17 protein-coding genes are annotated in these 19501 nt (G+C 62.1%); 5 read left to right on the top strand and 12 right to left on the bottom strand.

Features of this window, described 5'->3' with window-relative positions; all coding sequences use genetic code 11:
• Positions 1–49 precede the first annotated feature (49 nt).
• Together C4Q27_RS08775 and C4Q27_RS08770 are read right to left on the bottom strand one after the other, a co-directional pair.
• On the bottom strand, positions 50–1378 hold the full coding sequence (locus C4Q27_RS08775) for a sensor histidine kinase (RefSeq protein WP_104886754.1): 1329 nt from the start codon (positions 1376–1378) through the stop codon (positions 50–52).
• Positions 1378–2070 carry a response regulator transcription factor gene (locus tag C4Q27_RS08770; RefSeq protein ID WP_003255373.1) on the bottom strand — a complete coding sequence of 231 codons (693 nt, stop codon included), beginning with the start codon at positions 2068–2070 and terminating at the stop codon, positions 1378–1380. The genes C4Q27_RS08775 and C4Q27_RS08770 overlap by 1 nt, the downstream gene beginning before the upstream one ends.
• A 181-nt stretch (positions 2071–2251) precedes the next feature.
• Here C4Q27_RS08770 and C4Q27_RS08765 point away from each other — a divergent pair, with 181 nt between their 5' ends.
• Positions 2252–4429 (top strand): TonB-dependent siderophore receptor, encoded by a 2178-nt coding sequence (locus tag C4Q27_RS08765; RefSeq protein ID WP_064492924.1) that lies wholly within the window; start codon positions 2252–2254, stop codon positions 4427–4429.
• 161 nt (positions 4430–4590) lie between these two features.
• Here the strand turns inward: C4Q27_RS08765 and C4Q27_RS08760 are convergent, their stop codons facing one another.
• From C4Q27_RS08760 to C4Q27_RS08710, 10 genes are all read right to left on the bottom strand, one after another.
• Positions 4591–5061: a hemerythrin domain-containing protein gene (locus tag C4Q27_RS08760; RefSeq protein ID WP_104886753.1), complete on the bottom strand. Its 471-nt coding sequence runs from the start codon at positions 5059–5061 to the stop codon at positions 4591–4593.
• Positions 5062–5584: 523 nt separating this feature from the next.
• Positions 5585–6286: an XRE family transcriptional regulator gene (locus C4Q27_RS08755; RefSeq protein ID WP_049587189.1), complete on the bottom strand. Its 702-nt coding sequence runs from the start codon at positions 6284–6286 to the stop codon at positions 5585–5587.
• 182 nt (positions 6287–6468) lie between these two features.
• Positions 6469–6996: an inorganic diphosphatase gene (gene ppa / locus C4Q27_RS08750; protein ID WP_003255365.1), complete on the bottom strand. Its 528-nt coding sequence runs from the start codon at positions 6994–6996 to the stop codon at positions 6469–6471.
• A gap of 92 nt (positions 6997–7088) precedes the next feature.
• On the bottom strand, positions 7089–7904 hold the full coding sequence (locus C4Q27_RS08745) for a zinc-dependent peptidase (protein ID WP_104886752.1): 816 nt from the start codon (positions 7902–7904) through the stop codon (positions 7089–7091).
• Positions 7905–7924: 20 nt separating this feature from the next.
• Entirely contained in the window at positions 7925–8572 is a 648-nt protein-coding gene (locus C4Q27_RS08740; protein WP_104886751.1) for a DedA family protein, read from the bottom strand.
• Positions 8573–8806: 234 nt separating this feature from the next.
• On the bottom strand, positions 8807–9265 hold the full coding sequence (locus tag C4Q27_RS08735) for a GNAT family N-acetyltransferase (protein WP_012051075.1): 459 nt from the start codon (positions 9263–9265) through the stop codon (positions 8807–8809).
• Between the two features lie 107 nt (positions 9266–9372).
• Positions 9373–10191, bottom strand: coding sequence for an ethanolamine ammonia-lyase subunit EutC (gene eutC, locus C4Q27_RS08730; RefSeq protein WP_010951820.1), 819 nt, complete (start codon positions 10189–10191; stop codon positions 9373–9375).
• An 8-nt stretch (positions 10192–10199) separates the two neighbouring features.
• Positions 10200–11594: an ethanolamine ammonia-lyase subunit EutB gene (locus C4Q27_RS08725; protein ID WP_104886750.1), complete on the bottom strand. Its 1395-nt coding sequence runs from the start codon at positions 11592–11594 to the stop codon at positions 10200–10202.
• Positions 11595–11640: 46 nt separating this feature from the next.
• A complete protein-coding gene (gene eat / locus C4Q27_RS08720) occupies positions 11641–13089 on the bottom strand; it encodes an ethanolamine permease (protein ID WP_003255355.1) in 1449 nt (482 codons plus the stop codon).
• A gap of 227 nt (positions 13090–13316) precedes the next feature.
• On the bottom strand, positions 13317–14837 hold the full coding sequence (locus C4Q27_RS08710) for an aldehyde dehydrogenase family protein (RefSeq protein WP_010951822.1): 1521 nt from the start codon (positions 14835–14837) through the stop codon (positions 13317–13319).
• 254 nt (positions 14838–15091) lie between these two features.
• On the opposite strand from C4Q27_RS08710, the gene C4Q27_RS08705 reads away from it, so the two are divergent.
• From C4Q27_RS08705 to C4Q27_RS08690, 4 genes are all read left to right on the top strand, one after another.
• Positions 15092–17107, top strand: a complete 2016-nt coding sequence (locus C4Q27_RS08705; protein ID WP_104886748.1) for a sigma-54-dependent Fis family transcriptional regulator — start codon at positions 15092–15094, stop codon at positions 17105–17107.
• A gap of 66 nt (positions 17108–17173) precedes the next feature.
• Positions 17174–18523, top strand: coding sequence for a UDP-N-acetylmuramate:L-alanyl-gamma-D-glutamyl-meso-diaminopimelate ligase (gene mpl, locus C4Q27_RS08700; protein WP_064492931.1), 1350 nt, complete (start codon positions 17174–17176; stop codon positions 18521–18523).
• Positions 18520–19149 carry a flavin prenyltransferase UbiX gene (ubiX, locus tag C4Q27_RS08695; RefSeq protein WP_013970698.1) on the top strand — a complete coding sequence of 210 codons (630 nt, stop codon included), beginning with the start codon at positions 18520–18522 and terminating at the stop codon, positions 19147–19149. Before mpl ends, ubiX begins: the two co-directional genes overlap by 4 nt.
• Positions 19146–19433: a YceK/YidQ family lipoprotein gene (locus tag C4Q27_RS08690; protein ID WP_003255347.1), complete on the top strand. Its 288-nt coding sequence runs from the start codon at positions 19146–19148 to the stop codon at positions 19431–19433. Before ubiX ends, C4Q27_RS08690 begins: the two co-directional genes overlap by 4 nt.
• Positions 19434–19501: the final 68 nt, after the last annotated feature.

The following is a 19501-nucleotide window of genomic DNA, read 5'->3' as shown; positions in this document are numbered from 1 at the left end:
GATAACCAGTCCCGATCGAGCGTAAAGCGCATTAACTTTCTAAACAGTCTCAGGCCGCAGGCAAGGTCATGTGCAGGCACAGGCCCGGGTGCCCATTGCTGGCCCATAACCGCCCGCCTTGCAGTTCGATGGCGCGACGGGCGATAGCAAGGCCCAGGCCGAAGCCTGCGCCACTGTCGGCCAGGCGTTGGTAGGGCTTGAAGATGCGCTCTAGGTCGGTATCAGGTACGCCTGGCCCCTGGTCGCTCAGTCGCAGGTGCCAGTATGCGCCCTCCCGCCAGCCATCGAGGCTGACCTGGCCTTCGGTCGGCGAGTGGCGAATGGCATTGCGCAACAGGTTTTCCAGGGCCTGGGCCAGGCTGTCCAGATGGGCCTGCACCAGGCAGTCGGTGCCAAGTGAACACGGCAGGCGCGCACGGTCCCAGCCGCTTTCGAAGCAGACGTCCTCGCACAAGGCTTCCCACACGGAAAGCACCAATACCGGCTCGCTCGCCAGGCTGGGCTGTTCGGTGTCCATCCAGGCCAGGTCGAGGGTGTTTTCCAGCAGCTTCTGCATGTCGGCCACCTCACGGTCCAGGCGCTCGCGCAGCTGCGGCGGTGGCAAGTCGCTGTCATGGGCGATGCGCAGCCGCGCCAGCGGCGTACGCAATTCGTGAGACAGCGTGCGCAACAGCAGGCGCTGTTGCTCAAGGCTCTGGCGCAGGCGCCCGGCCATGTGCTCGAAGGCCTGAGCCAGCTCACCCAGCTCATCACGCCGCTCCTGCAGGGGCAGGGCGGGGCTGTCCAGATCATCGGCCCGCAGGGCGTCGGCGCGGTCGCGCAGGCGGTTCAGCGGCACGACAAGATGCCGGTATAGCGCAAGGCCTAGCAGCAGGGCCAGCAGTGCGGGGGCAACGCCATGCGTGACCACATGGGTCCAGGGTGTCAGGCCTGTGGGTAGCAGCCGTTCGGGCAGTTGCAGCACCAGGCGGCCATGCTCGGGGTGTTGCGGAAATTCGATGCTGACGTAGGGCAGTTCATCCTGCAGGCGCCGGCTCATCGGCCAGTCGAGCTTGCGCATGAATGTCAGGTGGCTGGCTTCCTCGGCGCTCAGCGGCGTGGTGCCAAGGCTCTGAAGGTGTGGACCTATCACGGCCACCCAGGTGTCCTCGGCCCGTGCCACCTGCTTGCGCCAGGCTTCGGTGCCGGCTGCGCCGTCCTGCTCCCACGCCTGTTCGGCCTGTTGAGCATAACGCGCCAGGTAGTCCTGGTCGGCCTGGGACAGAAAATAGGTACTGCGTTCCACCGAAAGGCCCCAGGTCCAGATGAGCCAGATCAGCAACAGGCAGAAGCTGACTTGTAGCAAGGCCAGTTTCCACAGCAACGGGTGGCGACGCATCAGGTCTGCTCCGTGTCGACCAGGATGTACCCTTGGCCACGCACGGCCTGGATCTGCAGGTGCTGGGCATTGATGTCGGCCAGTTTGCGGCGCAGGTTGCACACATGCACATCCAGGCCTCGGTCCAGTCGGGTATAGGCCCTGTGCAGCACGGTCTGGTACAGGAAGGGCTTGCTCAACGCTTCGTCGGGGTGGGCCAGCAGCGTGACCAGCAAGCGGAATTCGGAAGCGGTAAGGCCAGCGGCGTTGCCGTTGTGGATAACGTCCTGGCGGTCGTGGTCCAGCATCACCTCCCCCACGTCGGCACGCAGCGCCGTACCACGATCGAATGCCACGCGACGCAGCAAGGCATCTACCCGTGCGTCCAGCTCCGCCAGGCTGAAGGGCTTGGGCAGGTAGTCGTCTGCACCACGGGTGAAGCCGCTGATTCGATCCTGCTCGGCCCCTAGTGCCGACATCAGCATGACCGGCACTGCCTGCTGGCGGCGCAGGGCGTCGAGCAGGCTGAGGCCGTCGATGCCTGGCAGCATGATGTCCAGCAGCACCAGTTCGAACTGCGATTGCTGTATGGCATTCAGGGCCTGGGTGCCGCTGGCGCAGGCGTGCACCTGGAAACCGCGGTTGCGGAAATGGCGGTCCAGGTCCTGAAGCAGGCGTGGGTCGTCTTCGGCAAGGAGAAGTGAGGTGGGCACGGCGAGCCTTGATGAGAACTTTTATCAGTTGCGAATCATCCCACTGGCTGCAGGGAAAGGGCAACGCCTTGATGTGTTAAGAAGGTTAATCCTGCTGCACCCTGGTTTTCGCTCCGGTATCGTTCGCAAAAAGCAACTTGTTTCGTTTGCGATTCAATATCATTTGGGCGAAGGGTGTGTCATGACCGGTTTCAAAAGTGTGGGCAGCTTGCAACGGGTTCGGGGATGGCTGGCGCTGGGGTTGCTGGCACCGTTTTCTTTATCGGCAGTGGCCGAAACGGTAGCGGCCCAGGCGGCGGCTGAAGACAACTCGCTTGATCTGCCTGCATTGACCATCGAAGGCAACCGCCTGTACGACATGCTGCCTTCGGAGGAAACCGGCGGTTACAGCGTCGATGCCGCTACCGTGGGCACCAAGACGCCGGCAGCGCTCAAGGACATCCCGCAGTCGATCACCGTCTACACCCAGGACTACGTCAAGGATCGCCAGTTCGTACATCTGGATGACCTGGCCAAGTACACCGCCGGCCTGCGCACCCTGACCAATGACAGCGGCCGTTCGTCGATCTACGCCCGTGGCTACGAGTACAGCGAATTCAACATCGATGGCCTGCCGGCCCCCATGGCCAGCATCTTTGGCACCGTACCGTCGCTGGCCGCGTTCGACCGTGTCGAAATCATGCGCGGCCCGGCCGGGTTGTTCAGCAGCACCAGCGAACTGGGCGGTATCGTCAACATGGTACGCAAACGCCCGACCGCCGAGTTTCAGGGCCACATCGAAGGCAGCTACGGCACCTGGGACACCAACCATGAAGAAATCGACCTGAGCGGCCCGCTGGACGCCGCCGGTCGCGTGCGCGGGCGCTTCATTGCATCCCGTGACGACACCAATGGCGAAGTGGACTACAACGCCAACACCAGCAACAGCTATTACGGTGCGCTGGATATCGACCTGGACGACGCCACTACGCTGTCGTTCGGCCTGATGCACGAAGTGAAGAACATCACCCCGCACAACGGCTACCCGGCCACGTTGTCCGGCGAGGTACCCGACTTCAGCCATTCGCGTTTCCTGGGCGCCGACTGGAACTACTTCGACGGCAAGACCACCGACCTGGTCGCCGAGCTGACCCACCGCTTCGACAATGGCGGTTACGGCCGTGTCGCGGCCCGTGGCTCGCACCGCGACACCAACTACCTGTACGCCTTCACTGCAACCAATGCCACCACAGGCGCCAACTCCGAGCGCGCCAGCGCCCGTGATTTCACCCAGGACACCTACTCGCTGGACGCCAGTTACAGCCAGCCGTTCGAAACCTTCGGCCAGGTCAGCGAGTTCGTGGTGGGCAGCGATTACAAGAACTACGACACCGAGTATCTCAACGGCACCACCAACCTGGGTGCCATCAACGTCAACACCTACTCGCCTAAACAGTTCGCCAAACCGTCGCCCAACTACAGCACCGAGACCGGCATGCAGGAAGAGGAATACGGCCTTTATTCCAAGGTCACCTTCCGCCCGATCGAGCGCCTTGCGCTGATTGCCGGTGGCCGTTTCAGTTGGTACCGCGGTGATTTCTACACCACCACCCTGAGCAGCGGTGCATCGACCAATGACAGCAAGCGTGTGGACGGCCACTTCACCCCGTACGGGGGCCTGGTCTATGACTTGACCGAGAACCACGCGCTGTACGCTAGCTACTCGCAGGTTTTCAAGCCTCAATCCGACACCGACAGCAGTGGCCGGGTGTTGAAACCGCGTGAAGGCGAGCAGTACGAGTTCGGCCTCAAGAGCAGTTACTTTGGCGGCGATTTGAATACGCGCTTCTCGGTGTTCCGCCTGACCGACAAGAACCGCGCTACCACCCTGTACGATGCCGATGGTGTGGCCACTACCGATTCCGTTGCATCCGGCAAGACCCGCGTGAAGGGCGCGGAAGTGGAAGTGAGCGGCAAGCTGACGCCGAATTGGGAACTGCTGGCCGGTTACACCTGGATGGAGACCGAAACCGTCAAGGGTGACGCCGAAACCACGTTCTTCATCATGCCGCGCAACCAGGCTTCGCTTTGGAGCAAGTACACCATCAGTCAAGGGCCGCTGACCGGCCTGGCGATTGGTGGCGGAATTTCCGCGATGAGCAACTTCTACTCCGAAAACGGCGGCGTGCGTATCGACGCGCCGGGCTACGCGACGGTGGATGCGATGCTGTCGTACCCGGTGACTTCGAAGCTGACCGCCACCTTCAACGTCAATAACCTGTTCGACCGGGACTACCTGTCGCGGGTGGGCTCGACCTCCACGTTCAACTTCTACGGGCCGTCGCGCAGCATGATGGTTGGGGCGCGGTATGACTTCTGACGGGATCTGTAGCCGCTAGGTGCAGCGCGACACAAGGCCGTGCCTGCAAAGGGCGCGGCCTTGATGCTGAATCATGAGAAATCTAGAAGAGTATCTGCACCATCGGGTATCAGTGCAACAAAGTTGTGAGAGTAAGTGTTAATCAGGCGCTTGGTTTTAATTCAGGAAGTCTCCGAGTGCCATTGATGCTTTATTTCTTGCCATTGGGTGTCTGACAACCACTTGTCTGCCACCGGAAAGAAAATATTCTCCTCGGCATCCATATGGTCATAATATTTCTTGATGAAGTCTTCGATCGTGTCGGCAATTGCTCTGGCCTCTTGCTTTGACTGCTCCAACATCTTGAGCTGTCCGGCAATTCGCGTGAAGGCTTTATGATCTTGCTCGATGGCCATGACCCGTTGGTGAATCGGTGCGTCGGTTGTCAGCAAGGCCAGCCGAATAAGCTCTTCATTTTCATGGTGGTGCCGCTCTGCATCACCATGCAAGGCTTCCAGTTGCTTAAACAACAGCTTGCAGTCATCGGCACCCGCAGAGCCGTGTCTTATCCTCTCCAGTAATTCTTTGATCTGAGTAATTTTGGTAGCCACCTCATGATGATAGGCGTGCAGCTCTTTCAATAAGGCGTTCATGCTAAGTCCTCATCACTACATCAAACCGTTACAGATTAAATATAAGTAATAAGCAATCTCCAAGGATGGCCGCACGTGTCAGCGCACATCTAATCGTTTTATTATAGTCTGGCGCGAAACGCTCACCTTCAGAAAAAACCCTCCATTGGAAGATTTCGAAATATCAACTTGATATCTATATGCGCGACAAGAAGAAGCCGACACCCCAGAATCGCTTGCGGGCTGAACGTGAACAGCGGGGGGGCTGAGCACAACGGGAGGTGTCAACCTTATTCAGGACGGGGCATTGCCAAATTAAAAAGCCGGCTTGTGGCCGGCTTCTCGGGGACGCTTCCGACTAATTTATGGTAAGCCGCAATCGCCTTAACTGTGTGGCCATCAAGGGCCTGAAAGAGATGGCAGATGCCCGTGTGGGATATCGCCGAGCCCTCTGGAACGCGGCTCGCGCCGGTCGGGGCTTAATGTGCGGCGTAGCATACAAGGGCGGGCGCAGGATGCCCAGCAAAAAATTGCCCAGAGCGCTTCAACTGGGCCGCTGCTGGCGGAAATGTGACCAGTGGAACACCCAGCCAAGAATTTCCAGGCCCTGCGCCTGACGCTGAGCAGCGGTGTAGCGTTCGACCGTGTAGTTGCGCCGGTCATGGCTGTGCAGGTACAGGGTGTCGTGCGGGCCAAGACTGAGGTTGTTTACCCTGAGCATGCCGTTTTGCAGCAGGGCATAGGTTTCGCCCTCGACCACCTGGGTCATGCCCAGGTCGATGGCCAAGGTAGCTTGCAGCGGAATCAGCGGGAGCATGTTGCTGGCCGGCATTGCCAGGCAGATTGCGTTGCCGGCTTGCACACCCAAGCCCTTCAGGGCTTTTGCCGGCAAGCGCAGGTGCTTGCTGCCCACCGGCGACAGCAAGCCGTTGCGCACTTCGTAGTAGGGCACCTTCAATACCCGGCCACGATGTTCCGACAGCGGGGTAAGCGGGTTGGCGGGCGCTGGCCGTGGACGGCCGTTGCGCAGGAGTGGATTGGGGTGTTTGGGGCCTTCACCGGTGCGCAGCCAACGCCGGTGCACACAGAACAGATCGGCCAGTTCGTCCAGTCGGGCCAAAGGCACACCGCGTTTGAACCAGTTGTTGACGTGCTGTGCTGTGACGCTGCGCTGGGCGGCGAAATCGGAAGGGGTCAGGCCACATTCGTGGAGCAGGGCTCTGAGGCGGTCGCCGGAAGTGTTCATGGCGGCGAGTGTAGCGGCGGGTTGCCAGTAAGGAAATGAACCGGGTGTTGACGGGATTTGTACGAAAAGAGGCTGTTTGTAGGATGCTGGTGTAGGACTGTGTAGGATTTGTTCCCAGCAGTGAGCGCGTTCCATTCAGGCATGAAAAACCCCGCCAAAGCGGGGTTTCCCTGCAGTCGAAATCAGCCCTTGTAGGCAGCGACCGATTTGGTGATCGCGGCACGGGCGGCATCGGCGCCTTCCCAGCCTTCGATCTTGACCCACTTGCCCTTCTCGAGATCTTTGTAGTTGGCAAAGAAGTGCTCGATCTGCTGGATCAGCAGGGCTGGCAGGTCGGTGTATTCCTTGACGTCAACGTACAGCTGCGACAGCTTGTCGTGAGGAACAGCGATGACCTTGGCGTCGCCGCCACCGTCGTCGGTCATGTTCAGCACGCCAACCGGACGGGCGCGGATAACCGAGCCTGGGGCCACTGGGTAAGGGGTAACCACCAGCACGTCCAGCGGGTCACCGTCGTCAGCCAGGGTGTTCGGGATGAAGCCATAGTTGGCTGGGTAGAACATTGGGGTAGCCATGAAACGGTCGACGAACAGCGTGTCGCTGTCCTTGTCGATTTCGTATTTGATCGGCGCGTGGTTGGCCGGGATCTCGATGGCGACGTAGATGTCGTTCGGCAGGTCTTTGCCCGCCGGAATCTTGCTGTAGCTCATTGGGCAGTGCCCCCGTGTTTGACCAAAAAGTGGCGGCGATTATAGGCACATTCTGCCGGGGCACGCCACGCTTGGCCTGATGTGCGGGCCCGTCAGGCGTGGCTTTCGCGGTACTCGGGGTGTTCCGCCTGCAGCCGGCACAGGCGCGCCAGCGGGTCTTGCCGGTAGAACAGCGACAACTGGTGGTAGACCTTTGGATAAGCCTGATGAAGCAGGTCAGGGGCACTAAAGAAGTACTCGCTGGTAACGGCAAAGAACTCTGCCGGGTTTTCCGCAGCATAGGGGTCGATCGCGGTTTCGGCGTCGGGGTTGGCGTCCAGTTGCTGGTTGAGGTCGTCGTAAGCCTGCTGCATGGCGCTTGCCCACTCATCAACGGGCATGCCGCTGTGCAACGGTGGCAGGCCGTTGGCATCGCCGTTGAGCATGTCGAGCTTGTGCGCCAGCTCATGGATGACCAGGTTGTAAGCCTCCCAGCCACCACTGGCCTGCACGCCGTTCCAGGCCAGGATGATCGGCCCCTGCTGCCACGACTCGCCGCTGTGTTCGCCGTCCCACACATGCTCCACGCCACTGGCATCGCGGTGGCGCTGGGGGCTCTTGAAGTCGTCGGGGTACAGGATGATTTCGTGGAAGCCTTGGTACCAGTTCAGCTCACCCAGGTGAAGCAGGGGTAACTGTGCCTGGGCAGCCAGCAACAGGCGCTGTTCGTCGTCCAGTTCGACCCCGGGCAGGCAGGTGAGGTGCTTGTCGAGCAGGAACAGGATGCAGGCTTCGCGCAGCCAGCGGTCTTCAGCGTCGCTGATGCCGTCCAGCATCGGCAGCCGCTCGCGTACGGCCTGCCATTGCTGTGGCGTGATCGGGTAACGCGCCAGAGTACGCTTGCGCCGCCAGGCGCTGAATGACCACATGCCGTTCGTTCTTTACCTGTTCAGTGAGCCTTGGCCGTACGGCCCAGGCGCCCACGCAGCAAGCCGAGAATCATCGGCACCAGCGACAGGACGATGATGCCCACCACCATCAGCGACAGGTGCTGCTTGATGAACGGCACGTTGCCGAAGAAGTAGCCCAAGGTGACCAGGCCGCCGACCCAAAGCAGCGAACCGGCAACGCTGAAGCCGAGGAAGCGTGGGTAGTGCATGTGGGCGATACCCGCGACGAACGGTGCGAAGGTGCGCAAGATGGGCAGGAAGCGCGCCATGGTCACGGTCTTGCCGCCATGGCGTTCATAGAAATCGTGGGTACGTTGCAGGTAGTCGCGGCGGAAGATCTTGGAGTTGGGGTTGTTGAACAAACGCTCGCCGGCTGTTCGGCCAATCACGTAATTGGTGCTGTCGCCCAGGATTGCAGCGGCCATCAGCAGGCCGGCCAGCAGTACCGGGTCCATGCCGCCACCCGCCGCAACGGCGCCGGCGATGAACAGCAACGAGTCGCCCGGCAGGAATGGCATCACTACCAGGCCGGTTTCGCAGAAGATCACGGTGAACAGGATGGCGTAGATCCAGGGACCGTAATTGGTGACCAGCAGATCGAGGTAGGCATCGAGATGCAGGATAAGGTCCAGCGGGTTGAAATCCATGTACAGCACCTGTGTTCTTGGGCGTAGGCTTGGTTACCGGGGGGAGGGTAAATTTTCACACATGACAGGTGAGCCATTATACGGCTAAGTCAGGAACATGCCCGGAGAGTTTGTAGCGGGGGGTTACGGTAGATGGGTATTCCTTTACCAACCGCTTCGCGGGCACGCCCGCTCCCACAAGGATCACTACCTTGCTTGTGGAAGCGGGCGTGCCCGCGAAGCGGTCGGTGCCGGTCAATCCTGACTGATTGGCAGGATGTAGCTCTTGAACTCGGTGTCCTCACGAAACCCGATGGATTCGTAGGTCTTGTGCGCCACTTCATTGTTCGCGCTGGTCGACACGCGCATGCGCACAGCATTGGTCTCTTTGGCCATTTTCTTCGCCTCGCGGATCAAATGGTCGGCGACCAGCATGCGCCGGGAGTCCTCGGCCACATAGATATCGTTGAGAATCCATACCCGCTTCAACGACAGCGACGAGTAGCTCGGGTACAGCTGGCAAAAGCCCAGCAGTTTGCTGTCGTCATCATCCGGAAGTGCCAGGTAAATCACCGACTCGTCCCGCTTCAGGCGCTTTTCCAGAAAGCTGCGCGAGCTGTCGGGGTAGGGCAGTTGCCCGTAGAACTCACGGTATTTGACGAACAACGGGGTGAGCAGGTCGAGGTGTTCCAGGGTTGCTTTGATGATGCGCATGTGCGGCCCTCAGAGTCCATTTGGGAAACAGCGGAATGCCAGCAGCGTTCAAGGGCATGCTGCCCAATGCACGGCACGAGTGCAATCCGCCTTCCGTGACAGATTTTTTACCCTTTGCCGAGCAGGAAGTTGCCTTTCTGGTTGGCGCTGTCTTCATTCTCCAGGCTATGGACCTCGGCTTCGTCCTTTAGATTCACCCCGGAAAGCTGGCGCCGGCAGGCTTCGCGCATCAAGTACAACAGGCGGTGCGCCGCCATGCCATAGCTCAGCCCCTCCAGGCGGATATTGGAAATGCAGTTGCGGTAGGCATCGGTCAGGCCGACCTTGGGTGCGTAAGTGAAATACAGGCCAAGGCTGTCGGGCGAGCTCAGCCCCGGGCGCTCGCCGATCAGCATCACCGTCATCCGGGCGCCCAGCAGCTCGCCGACCTCATCGGCCACTGCCACGCGGCCCTGCTGCACCAGTACCACCGGGGCGCAGGTCCAGCCGTCGGCGGCAGCCTGTTCGTCGAAGCGGGTCAGGAACGGCAGTGTGTGGCGATGCACGGCCAGTGCCGAGAGGCCGTCAGCTACCACGATGGCCAGATCGACGCCACCGGGGTTGGCCTGGGCATGCTGGCGAAGGGTCGCAATCGAGTCTTCGTTCAGCCGCCGGCCAAGGTCCGGGCGCTGCAGGTACTGGTGGCGGTCGCTGGCAGCGCTGTGCAACACCAGGCTTTCGCGCCCGCGGTCACTCAGCTGGCTGGCCAGGCCGGCGTGGTCGAAAGCCAGGTGCACGGCATCTCGTGCCTGGGCATGGGCGAACTGGAAGTCCAGCTGCGCCCCGGTCGGCAGGCTGGTGCCGGTGCGGCCCAGGGCGATGCGCGCCGGGGTCAGGTTGCGCAGGGCCAGCCAAGGGTTGTCGGGGGTAGGCGTGCGGTGGTCCATGGTCATCCCTATGCAAGCTGTGCCAAGGCCTGGCGGAAGGCCGGCGGCAGGTTGTCACCGAAGCGCACCCGGCCATCGGCCTGGGTGAAGATACCGGTGCGGGCCAGCCATGCCTCGAATTCCGGCCCGGGCTTCAGGCCCAGGGTCTGGCGCGCGTACAACGCGTCATGGAACGAGGTGGTCTGGTAGTTGAGCATGATGTCGTCGGAGCCGGGGATGCCCATGATGAAGTTGATGCCGGCCACCCCCAGCAGCGTCAGCAAGGTGTCCATGTCGTCCTGATCGGCTTCGGCATGGTTGGTGTAGCAGATATCGCAACCCATCGGCACGCCCAGCAGTTTGCCGCAGAAATGGTCTTCGAGGCCGGCGCGGATGATCTGCTTGCCGTTGTACAGGTATTCCGGGCCAATGAAACCGACCACGGTGTTGACCAGGAACGGCTTGAAGTGACGAGCCACGGCATAGGCGCGGGTTTCGCAGGTCTGCTGGTCGACGCCGTGGTGGGCGTTGGCCGAGAGCGCACTGCCCTGGCCGGTTTCGAAATACATCAGGTTCTGCCCGAGGGTGCCACGTTTCAGCGACAGCCCTGCTTCGTAGCCTTCCTGCAACACGTTCAGGTTGATGCCGAAGCCGGCGTTGGCCGCCTCAGTGCCGGCGATGGACTGGAACACCAGGTCCAGTGGCACGCCGCGGTTGATCGCTTCGATCGAGGTGGTGACGTGGGTCAGCACGCAGGACTGGGTGGGGATGTCGTAGCGCTGGATGATGGCGTCGAGCATTTCCAGCAGGGCGCAGATCGAAGCGATGCTGTCGGTGGCCGGGTTGATGCCGATCATGGCGTCGCCGTTGCCGTACAGCAAGCCGTCGAGGATGCTGGCGGCAATACCGGCCGGTTCGTCTGTCGGGTGGTTGGGTTGCAGCCGGGTCGACAGGCGCCCGCGCAGGCCCATGGTGCCGCGGAACCGGGTGACCACACGGATTTTCTGCGCCACCAGCACCAGGTCCTGCACGCGCATGATCTTCGACACGGCAGCGGCCATTTCCGGGGTCAACCCGGGCGCCAGGGCGCGCAGGCTGTCTTCGTTGGCTTCCTCGCTCAGCAGCCAGTCACGCAGGCCACCCACGGTCAGGTGGCTGACCGGGGCGAAGGCCTGGGCATCGTGGGTGTCGATGATCAGGCGGGTAACTTCATCTGCTTCGTAAGGGATCAGTGCTTCATTGAGAAAGTGCGTTAGCGGAATGTTGGCCAACGCCATCTGCGCGGCGACGCGCTCGGCGTCGTTGCTGGCCGCCACGCCTGCCAGGCAGTCCCCGGAGCGTGCCGGGCTGGCCTTGGCCATCACGTCCTTGAGGCTGTCGAAGCGGTAGACCAGATGGCCGACCGTGTGTACGAAACTTGCCATACAGAATCTCCAGAGCCGCGGGTTGCCCCGCGGCGGGTGGCGGCGATCAGTGCAGGGCCTCTTCGGCCTTCTGGATCGCGGCGAATTCCTCTTCCGGTGTGCCCGCGACCAAGTGGTGGCGGCTGTAGAAAGCAAAGTAGGCAATTAATACCGCATAGATCACTGCAGCGCCAATGACTACCCGCGGGTCCACCAGGAATCCGGCGACCACGGCGATGCACGCCAGCACCAGCGCCAGGCCGGATGTGAAGATGCCACCCGGGGTGCGGTAGGGGCGCTCCATCTTTGGCCGGCGGATGCGCAGGGTGATGTGCGCAGCCATCATCAGCACGTAAGACAGGGTAGCGCCAAACACTGCCACCAGGATCAGCAAGTCACCCTGGCCCGTCAGCGACAGGGCAAACCCGATGATGCCGGGGATGACCAAGGCCAGTACCGGGGCCTTGCTCTTGTTGGTTTCCGACAGTTTGCGCGGCAGGTAACCGGCGCGGGACAGGGCGAAGATCTGCCGGGAATAGGCATAGATGATCGAGAAGAAGCTGGCGATCAGCCCGGCCAGACCGACCAGGTTGACGAAGCCGCCCATCCAGGTGGAGCCGCCGTAGGCCTTCGACAGGGCTTCGACCAGCGGGTTACCGGAGGCCTTCAGCGCCTCGGAGCCTGCGCCGCCCGGGCCGACCACCAGGATCAGCAAGGCGAAGGCCAGCAGTACCAGCATGGCGCCGATCAGGCCGCGTGGCAGGTCACGCTTGGGGTTCTTGGTTTCTTCTGCGGCCAGTGGCACGCCTTCGACGGCAAGGAAGAACCAGATGGCGTAGGGGATGGCTGCCCACACGCCGACATAGCCAAACGGCAGGAAGCTGCTGGCGCCGACGGCGTCCGTTTTGGCGATGTCGAACAGGTTGGCTGCATCAAAATGGGGCACCATGCCTATCAGGAATACGGCCAGGGCAATGGCGGCGATGGCGGTGATGATGAACATCAGCTTCAGTGCCTCACCCACGCCGAAAATGTGGATGCTGATGAACACGATGTAGAACGCCAGGTAGATCATCCAGCCGCCGATACCGAACAGCGATTGGCAGTAGGCGCCGATGAACACCGCGATGGCGGCTGGGGCGATGGCGTATTCGATCAGGATCGCCGTGCCGGTCAGAAAGCCGCCCCACGGTCCGAACGCGCTGCGGGCAAAGCCGTAGCCGCCGCCAGCGGTGGGGATCATCGACGACAGTTCGGCCAGCGAGAAGCACATGCACAGGTACATGGTTGCCATCAGCAAGGTGGCCAGAAACATGCCGCCCCAGCCGCCCTGCGCCAGGCCGAAGTTCCAGCCGGCGTAATCGCCGGAAATGACGTACGCCACGCCCAGGCCGACCAGCAGTACCCAGCCGGCGGCGCCTTTTTTCAGTTCACGTTGCTGGAAATAGTCAGAGCCGACTTTCTCGAAGTCGACGGAGGAGCCTGCCGGCGATCCGGCGGAATGTTCGCTTGGCATAGATTCACCTGTTGTTTTTCTTGGTGGCCGGAAGGGTTCCGGGCCGATGGTGATGGGTACTGCAGGAAGCGAGCCAGAGCGGTTGGTGCACGGTTACCGCCCTGGGTTTTGTGTAAAGCAAGTCCGGCCTCTTCGCGGGCTTGCCCGCTCCCACAGGTACCGCACCGGCTCTGGAACCAACGGTGAACCTGTAGGAGCGGGTTTACCCGCGAAGAAGGCGACGCGGTCTAGAAGAAGCCCAGCGGATTGATGTCGTAGCTCACCAGCAGGTTCTTGGTCTGCTGATAGTGATCCAGCATCATCTTGTGCGTTTCACGCCCAACCCCCGACTTCTTGTACCCGCCGAACGCGGCATGCGCCGGGTACAGGTGGTAGCAGTTGGTCCACACACGGCCAGCCTTGATGCCGCGGCCCATGCGGTAGGCACGGTTGATGTCGCGGGTCCACACGCCGGCACCCAGGCCGAACTCGGTGTCGTTGGCAATTGCCAGCGCTTCGGCTTCGTCCTTGAAGGTGGTGACGCTGACCACCGGGCCGAAGATTTCTTCCTGGAACACGCGCATCTTGTTGTTGCCCTTGAGCAGGGTCGGCTGGATGTAGTAACCGGTAGCCAGCGAACCTTCCAGCTTCTCGACCTTGCCGCCGGTGAGCAGCTCGGCGCCTTCTTCCTGGGCAATCTGCAGGTACGAGAGGATTTTTTCGAACTGCTGCTGCGAGGCCTGCGCGCCGACCATGGTGTCGGTGTCCAGCGGGTCGCCGCGCTTGATCTGCAGCACCTTCTTCATCACCACTTCCATGAACTGCGGGTAGATCGACTCTTGCACCAGGGCACGCGACGGGCAGGTGCACACTTCACCCTGGTTGAAGAACGCCAGCACCATGCCTTCTGCCGCCTTCTCGATGAAGCTTGGCTCGGCCTGCATGATGTCTTCGAAGTATACGTTCGGCGACTTGCCACCCAGTTCGACGGTGGACGGGATGATGTTCTCGGCGGCGCATTTCATGATGTGCGAGCCCACCGGGGTAGAGCCGGTGAAGGCGATCTTGGCGATGCGTTTGCTGGTGGCCAGGGCTTCACCGGCTTCGCGGCCATAGCCTTGCACTACGTTGAGCACGCCAGGTGGCAACAGGTCGCCAATGACTTCGAGCAGTACGGTGATACCCAGCGGCGTCTGTTCGGCAGGCTTGAGCACCACGCAGTTACCAGCGGCCAGTGCCGGGGCAAGCTTCCAGGCAGCCATCAGGATTGGGAAGTTCCAGGGGATGATCTGCCCGACCACGCCCAGTGGCTCGTGGATGTGGTAGGCCACGGTGCCTTCATTGATTTCGGCAGCGCCGCCTTCCTGGGCGCGGATGCAGCCAGCGAAATAGCGGAAGTGGTCGACCGCCAGCGGAATGTCGGCGTTGAGGGTTTCGCGGATCGGCTTGCCGTTGTCCCAGGTTTCGGTAATGGCCAGCAGTTCGAGGTTCTGCTCGATGCGGTCGGCGATCTTCAGCAGCACGTTGGAGCGATCCTGCACTGAAGTGCGGCCCCAGGCGTCGGCCGCAGCATGGGCGGCATCCAGGGCTTTGTCGATGTCTTCGGCAGTAGAGCGGGGGAATTCAGCGATCAGCTTGCCATTCACCGGGGAGGTATTTTCGAAGTACTGCCCCTTTACCGGAGTAACGAACTCACCACCGATGTAGTTGCCGTAGCGGCTCTTGAAGGAAACCTTCGCGCCTTCGGTACCGGGATGTGCATAACGCATGGTGTGTCTCCTTGGTATTGTGCTTATTAGGGAGTTGAAAAGCATAGAGCAAGGGTTGGGCCAGTGTTGGCGGTGCCAGGCAAATCAATGACTTGGGTCATTTTTACGGGCCTGATCAAGGGCCGCTGTGCCGGCGCCGGTACGCCTGGGGTGACATTTTGTGCCGTTTGCGACACATCACAGGCGTGTGCATTGCAAAGCCTAACCGGGTGGAGGATGCTGGGCTGACGCTCTATCTGCGGAGAATTACAACAATGCAGAGCAATCACTTCACTCGCCATGCCCGGCAGGTCCATAGCGTTGCCCATGGCGGGGCCGGGGAGGGCGGCAGTGATCCGTCCATCGCCCGTTCCTGGCTGCGCTGCCTGGAGGATTACCACCTCGACCCGGCGGTGATCGAAGCGCCGGTGGTGCTTGAGCATGGGCGCCTGCTGGAAAGCCGCGAGCGCCTGCACCAGGTGCTGCAAATTGCCGACCATGAAATGAACAGCCTGCACCGGCAGCTTTCCGGTGCAGGCCACGCGGTGCTGCTGACCGACGCCCGCGGGGTGATCCTCAATTGCGTCAGTGCCCCCGCCGAGCGGCGCAGCTTCGAGCGTGCGGGGCTGTGGCTGGGCGCCGACTGGAGCGAGGCGCGTGAGGGCACCAATGGCATCGGCACCTGCCTGGTCGAGCGCCAGGCGCTGACCATCCATCAGAACGAGCACTTCCGTGGCCGTCACACCGGGCTGACTTGCTCGGCCAGCCCGGTGTTCGACCCGCATGGCGACCTGCTGGCGGTACTCGACGTGTCCTCTGCGCGCCCCGACGTATCGCGGCAAAGCCAGTTCCACACCATGGCGTTGGTCAACCTGTCGGCGAAGATGATCGAAAGCTGCTATTTCCTGCGCCATTTCGAGCAGCAATGGTTATTGCGTTTTCACCTGCAAGCCGAGTCGGTCGGCCTGTTCAGCGAAGGCTTGCTGGCGTTCGACGGCGATGGGCGCATTTGCGCTGCCAACCAAAGCGCACTGAACCTGCTGGGCACGGTACGGGGTGGCGTGCTGGGCAAACCGTTGGAGTGCTTTTTCGCGTGCAGCCATGACGAAATGTTCAGCCGTGCCACGCCCGGCGGCAGTGCTGTCTGGCCGCTGCGCACCCTGGACGGTCGCCAGGTGTTCGCCAGCCTGCGGGGGCAGGCCCGGGCGCCGGTGTGGTCGGTGCCGGCCGCCCAGCCGCGGCCCGCAGCTGAAGTGGAGCCGCTGGTCTGTCTGCTTGACCCTGCGTTGCAAAATGATTTCCGCCGCAGCGTGCGGGTGTTCGAGCGCGATGTGCCATTGCTGCTGCGCGGCGAGACCGGCTGTGGCAAGGAAGCCTTCGCCCAGGCTGTGCATCAGGCCAGTGAGCGGCGCGGCAAGCCGTTCGTCGCCATCAACTGCGCGTCTATCCCGGAAAGCCTGATCGAGAGTGAGCTGTTCGGGTACCGCGGCGGCAGTTTTACCGGCGCGCGCAAGGAGGGCATGCGCGGCAAGCTGTTGCAGGCCGACGGCGGCACCTTGCTGCTGGACGAGATCGGCGATATGCCGCTTGCCCTGCAAACCCGACTGCTGCGGGTGCTGGAGGAGCGCCAGGTGGTGCCGATCGGGGGAGAGCCGCAGGCGGTGGACGTGCGCATCGTCAGCGCTACGCACCGTGACCTGCTGGAACGGGTTGAACAGGGCAGTTTCCGCGAGGACCTGTATTACCGCCTCAATGGCCTGGAGGTCGCGCTGCCGGCGGTGCGCGAACGCAGTGACAAGGCGCAGTTGCTGGACTTTCTGCTGCGTCAGGAGACGCAGGGGCAATGGATAGACATCGAGCCCCGGGCGCGGCAGGCGCTGCTCGCATTTAACTGGCCAGGGAACGTGCGGCAGATGCGCAATGTGCTGCGTACTTTGGTGGCGCTTTGCGAAGATGCCCGCATTACCTTTGTGGACCTCCCCGCAGTCATCCGCACCAGCCCACCTCTCGCGGGGGTAGGCGAGCCCGCGAAGATGTCCGACCAGGAAATGGAGGGCGAGGGCGTTGCCCTCGTTCGCGGGCAAGCCCGCTCCCACAGGTCCGGCGGTGCCGCTGAGATTGTGGGTGAATCTGGAGGGACCGAGGTTCTGCTCGACGCGGAGCGGCAAGCGCTGAAGGAGGTCCTGGAGGCAAAACACTGGCATCTCACCCGCGTTGCCGAGCACTTGGGCATCAGCCGCAATACCTTGTATCGAAAACTGCGCAAACACGGCATTACTAGGGGCGACTGAGCGAAACAGCGGGTGCGATTTGTCGCGCCCTGGGCTACCCTGCCTCGATGTTTTGCGAGGTCGACCATGCATATTCACATTCTCGGTATTTGCGGCACTTTCATGGGTTCGCTGGCGGTGCTGGCCAAGGAACTTGGCCACCGCGTCACCGGCTCCGACGCCAACGTCTATCCCCCGATGAGCACCCAGCTCGAAGCCCAGGGTATCGAACTGACCCAAGGCTATGACCCGGCCCAGCTGGATCCGGCGCCAGACCTGGTGGTCATCGGCAACGCCATGTCGCGCGGCAACCCAGCGGTTGAATACGTGCTGAACAAGGGCCTGCCCTACGTCTCCGGCCCGCAGTGGCTGGCCGACCACGTGCTGCAAGGCCGCTGGGTGCTGGCCGTTGCCGGTACTCACGGCAAGACCACCACCAGCAGCATGCTGGCCTGGGTGCTGGAGCACGCCGGCATGAGCCCGGGCTTCCTGATTGGCGGCGTGCCGCAGAACTTCTCGGTGTCGGCCCGCTTGGGCGACACGCCGTTCTTTGTGGTGGAAGCCGACGAGTACGACAGCGCCTTCTTCGACAAGCGCTCGAAGTTCGTCCACTATCACCCGCGTACCGCGATCCTCAACAACCTTGAGTTCGATCACGCGGACATCTTCCCGGACCTGGCCTCGATCGAGCGACAGTTCCACCACCTGGTGCGGACTATCCCCAGCGAAGGCCTGGTCATCCACCCGACCACCGAGCAAGCGCTGGAGCGTGTGATCGGCATGGGCTGCTGGACCCCTGTGCAAACCACCGGGGAGGGCGGCCAGTGGCAAGCCCGCCTGCTCAGCCCAGATGGCTCGCGCTTTGAAGTACTGTTCGAGGGCGAAGTGCAGGGTGTGGTGGACTGGGCGCTGACCGGCCAGCACAACGTCGCCAACGCCTTGGCCACCCTGGCAGCAGCGCGTCATGTAGGCGTGGTACCGGCCATGGGCATCGACGGCCTGAGTGCGTTCAAGAGCGTCAAGCGGCGCATGGAGAAGGTTGCCGAAGTACAAGGTGTGACCATCTACGATGACTTCGCCCACCATCCGACCGCCATTGCCACCACGCTCGACGGCCTGCGCAAGCGGGTGGGGGAGGCGCCTGTGATCGCGGTGATCGAGCCACGCTCCAACTCGATGAAACTCGGTGCCCACCGTGACGGCCTGCCAGAAAGCGTCAACGACGCCGACCAGGTGATCTGGTATGCGCCGGCCAACCTCGGCTGGGACCTGGCCGCCACCGCCGCGCAGTGCAAGGTGCCGAGCGTGGTGGCCGATAGCCTCGAAGCGATCATCGAGCGGGTCAAAGGTCAGGCTCGCCCAGGCACCCATGTGGTGATCATGAGCAACGGCGGCTTCGGCGGCCTGCACGGCAAGCTGGCCGAGGCGCTGAAGTGAGCGGGCCGGAACGCATCACCCTGGCCATGACGGGCGCCTCGGGTGCCCAGTATGGCCTTCGCCTGCTCGATTGCCTGGTACGCGAAGACCGCGAGGTGCACTTCCTGATTTCCAAGGCCGCACAGTTGGTGATGGCCACCGAGACGGATGTTGTGTTGCCGGCCAAGCCCCAGGCGATGCAGGCCTTCCTGACCGAATACACCGGCGCGGCCGACGGGCAGATCCGTGTGTATGGCAAGGAAGACTGGATGTCGCCGGTAGCCTCGGGCTCTGGCGCCCCGGCGGCAATGGTGGTGGTCCCCTGTTCCACTGGCACCTTGTCGGCCATCGCCACTGGCGCCTGCAACAACCTGATCGAGCGTGCTGCCGACGTTACCCTCAAGGAGCGTCGTCAACTGATCCTGGTGCCACGCGAAGCGCCATTCTCCACCATCCACCTGGAAAACATGCTCAAGCTGTCGCAAATGGGCGCGGTAATCCTGCCAGCGGCACCGGGGTTCTATCACCAGCCGCAGACCATCGACGACCTGGTCGACTTTGTCGTGGCGCGTATCCTCAACCTGCTGAACATCCCCCAGGACATGTTGCCGCGTTGGGGCGAGCACCACTTCGGGGTGGATGATTGAAGCGAGCACTGGCGGGGTTGCTGGCGCTGGTGATGCTGGGTGGCTGCGCCACGGTGCGCACGCTGGATGCCAACAAGCCCGGCGCACCGGTGGTGTATGCCGGTACCCGGCTGGATTTGTATGTGATAAATGGCGGGTGTTGCCCGCGGGATCATTACGGGGCTGACGCTCCGGCGTATCCGCGTCTGGATCTGCCGGGGAGCATGTTGCTTGATACCCTGCTGCTGCCGTTGTCTTTGCTGACAGCGGCCGGCATAGGCTTCCAGGCTAGCGGCGGCCTGTGATGGCCTCTTCGCCGGCACGCCCATTCCTATTGGTGAGTAGTCACTGGAAGATTATGGAGACCCTGTGG

The sequence above is a fragment of the Pseudomonas sp. SWI36 genome (assembly GCF_002948105.1).
GTDB lineage: Bacteria > Pseudomonadota > Gammaproteobacteria > Pseudomonadales > Pseudomonadaceae > Aquipseudomonas > Aquipseudomonas alloputida.
This window is presented reverse-complemented; position numbering and strand designations above follow the sequence as displayed.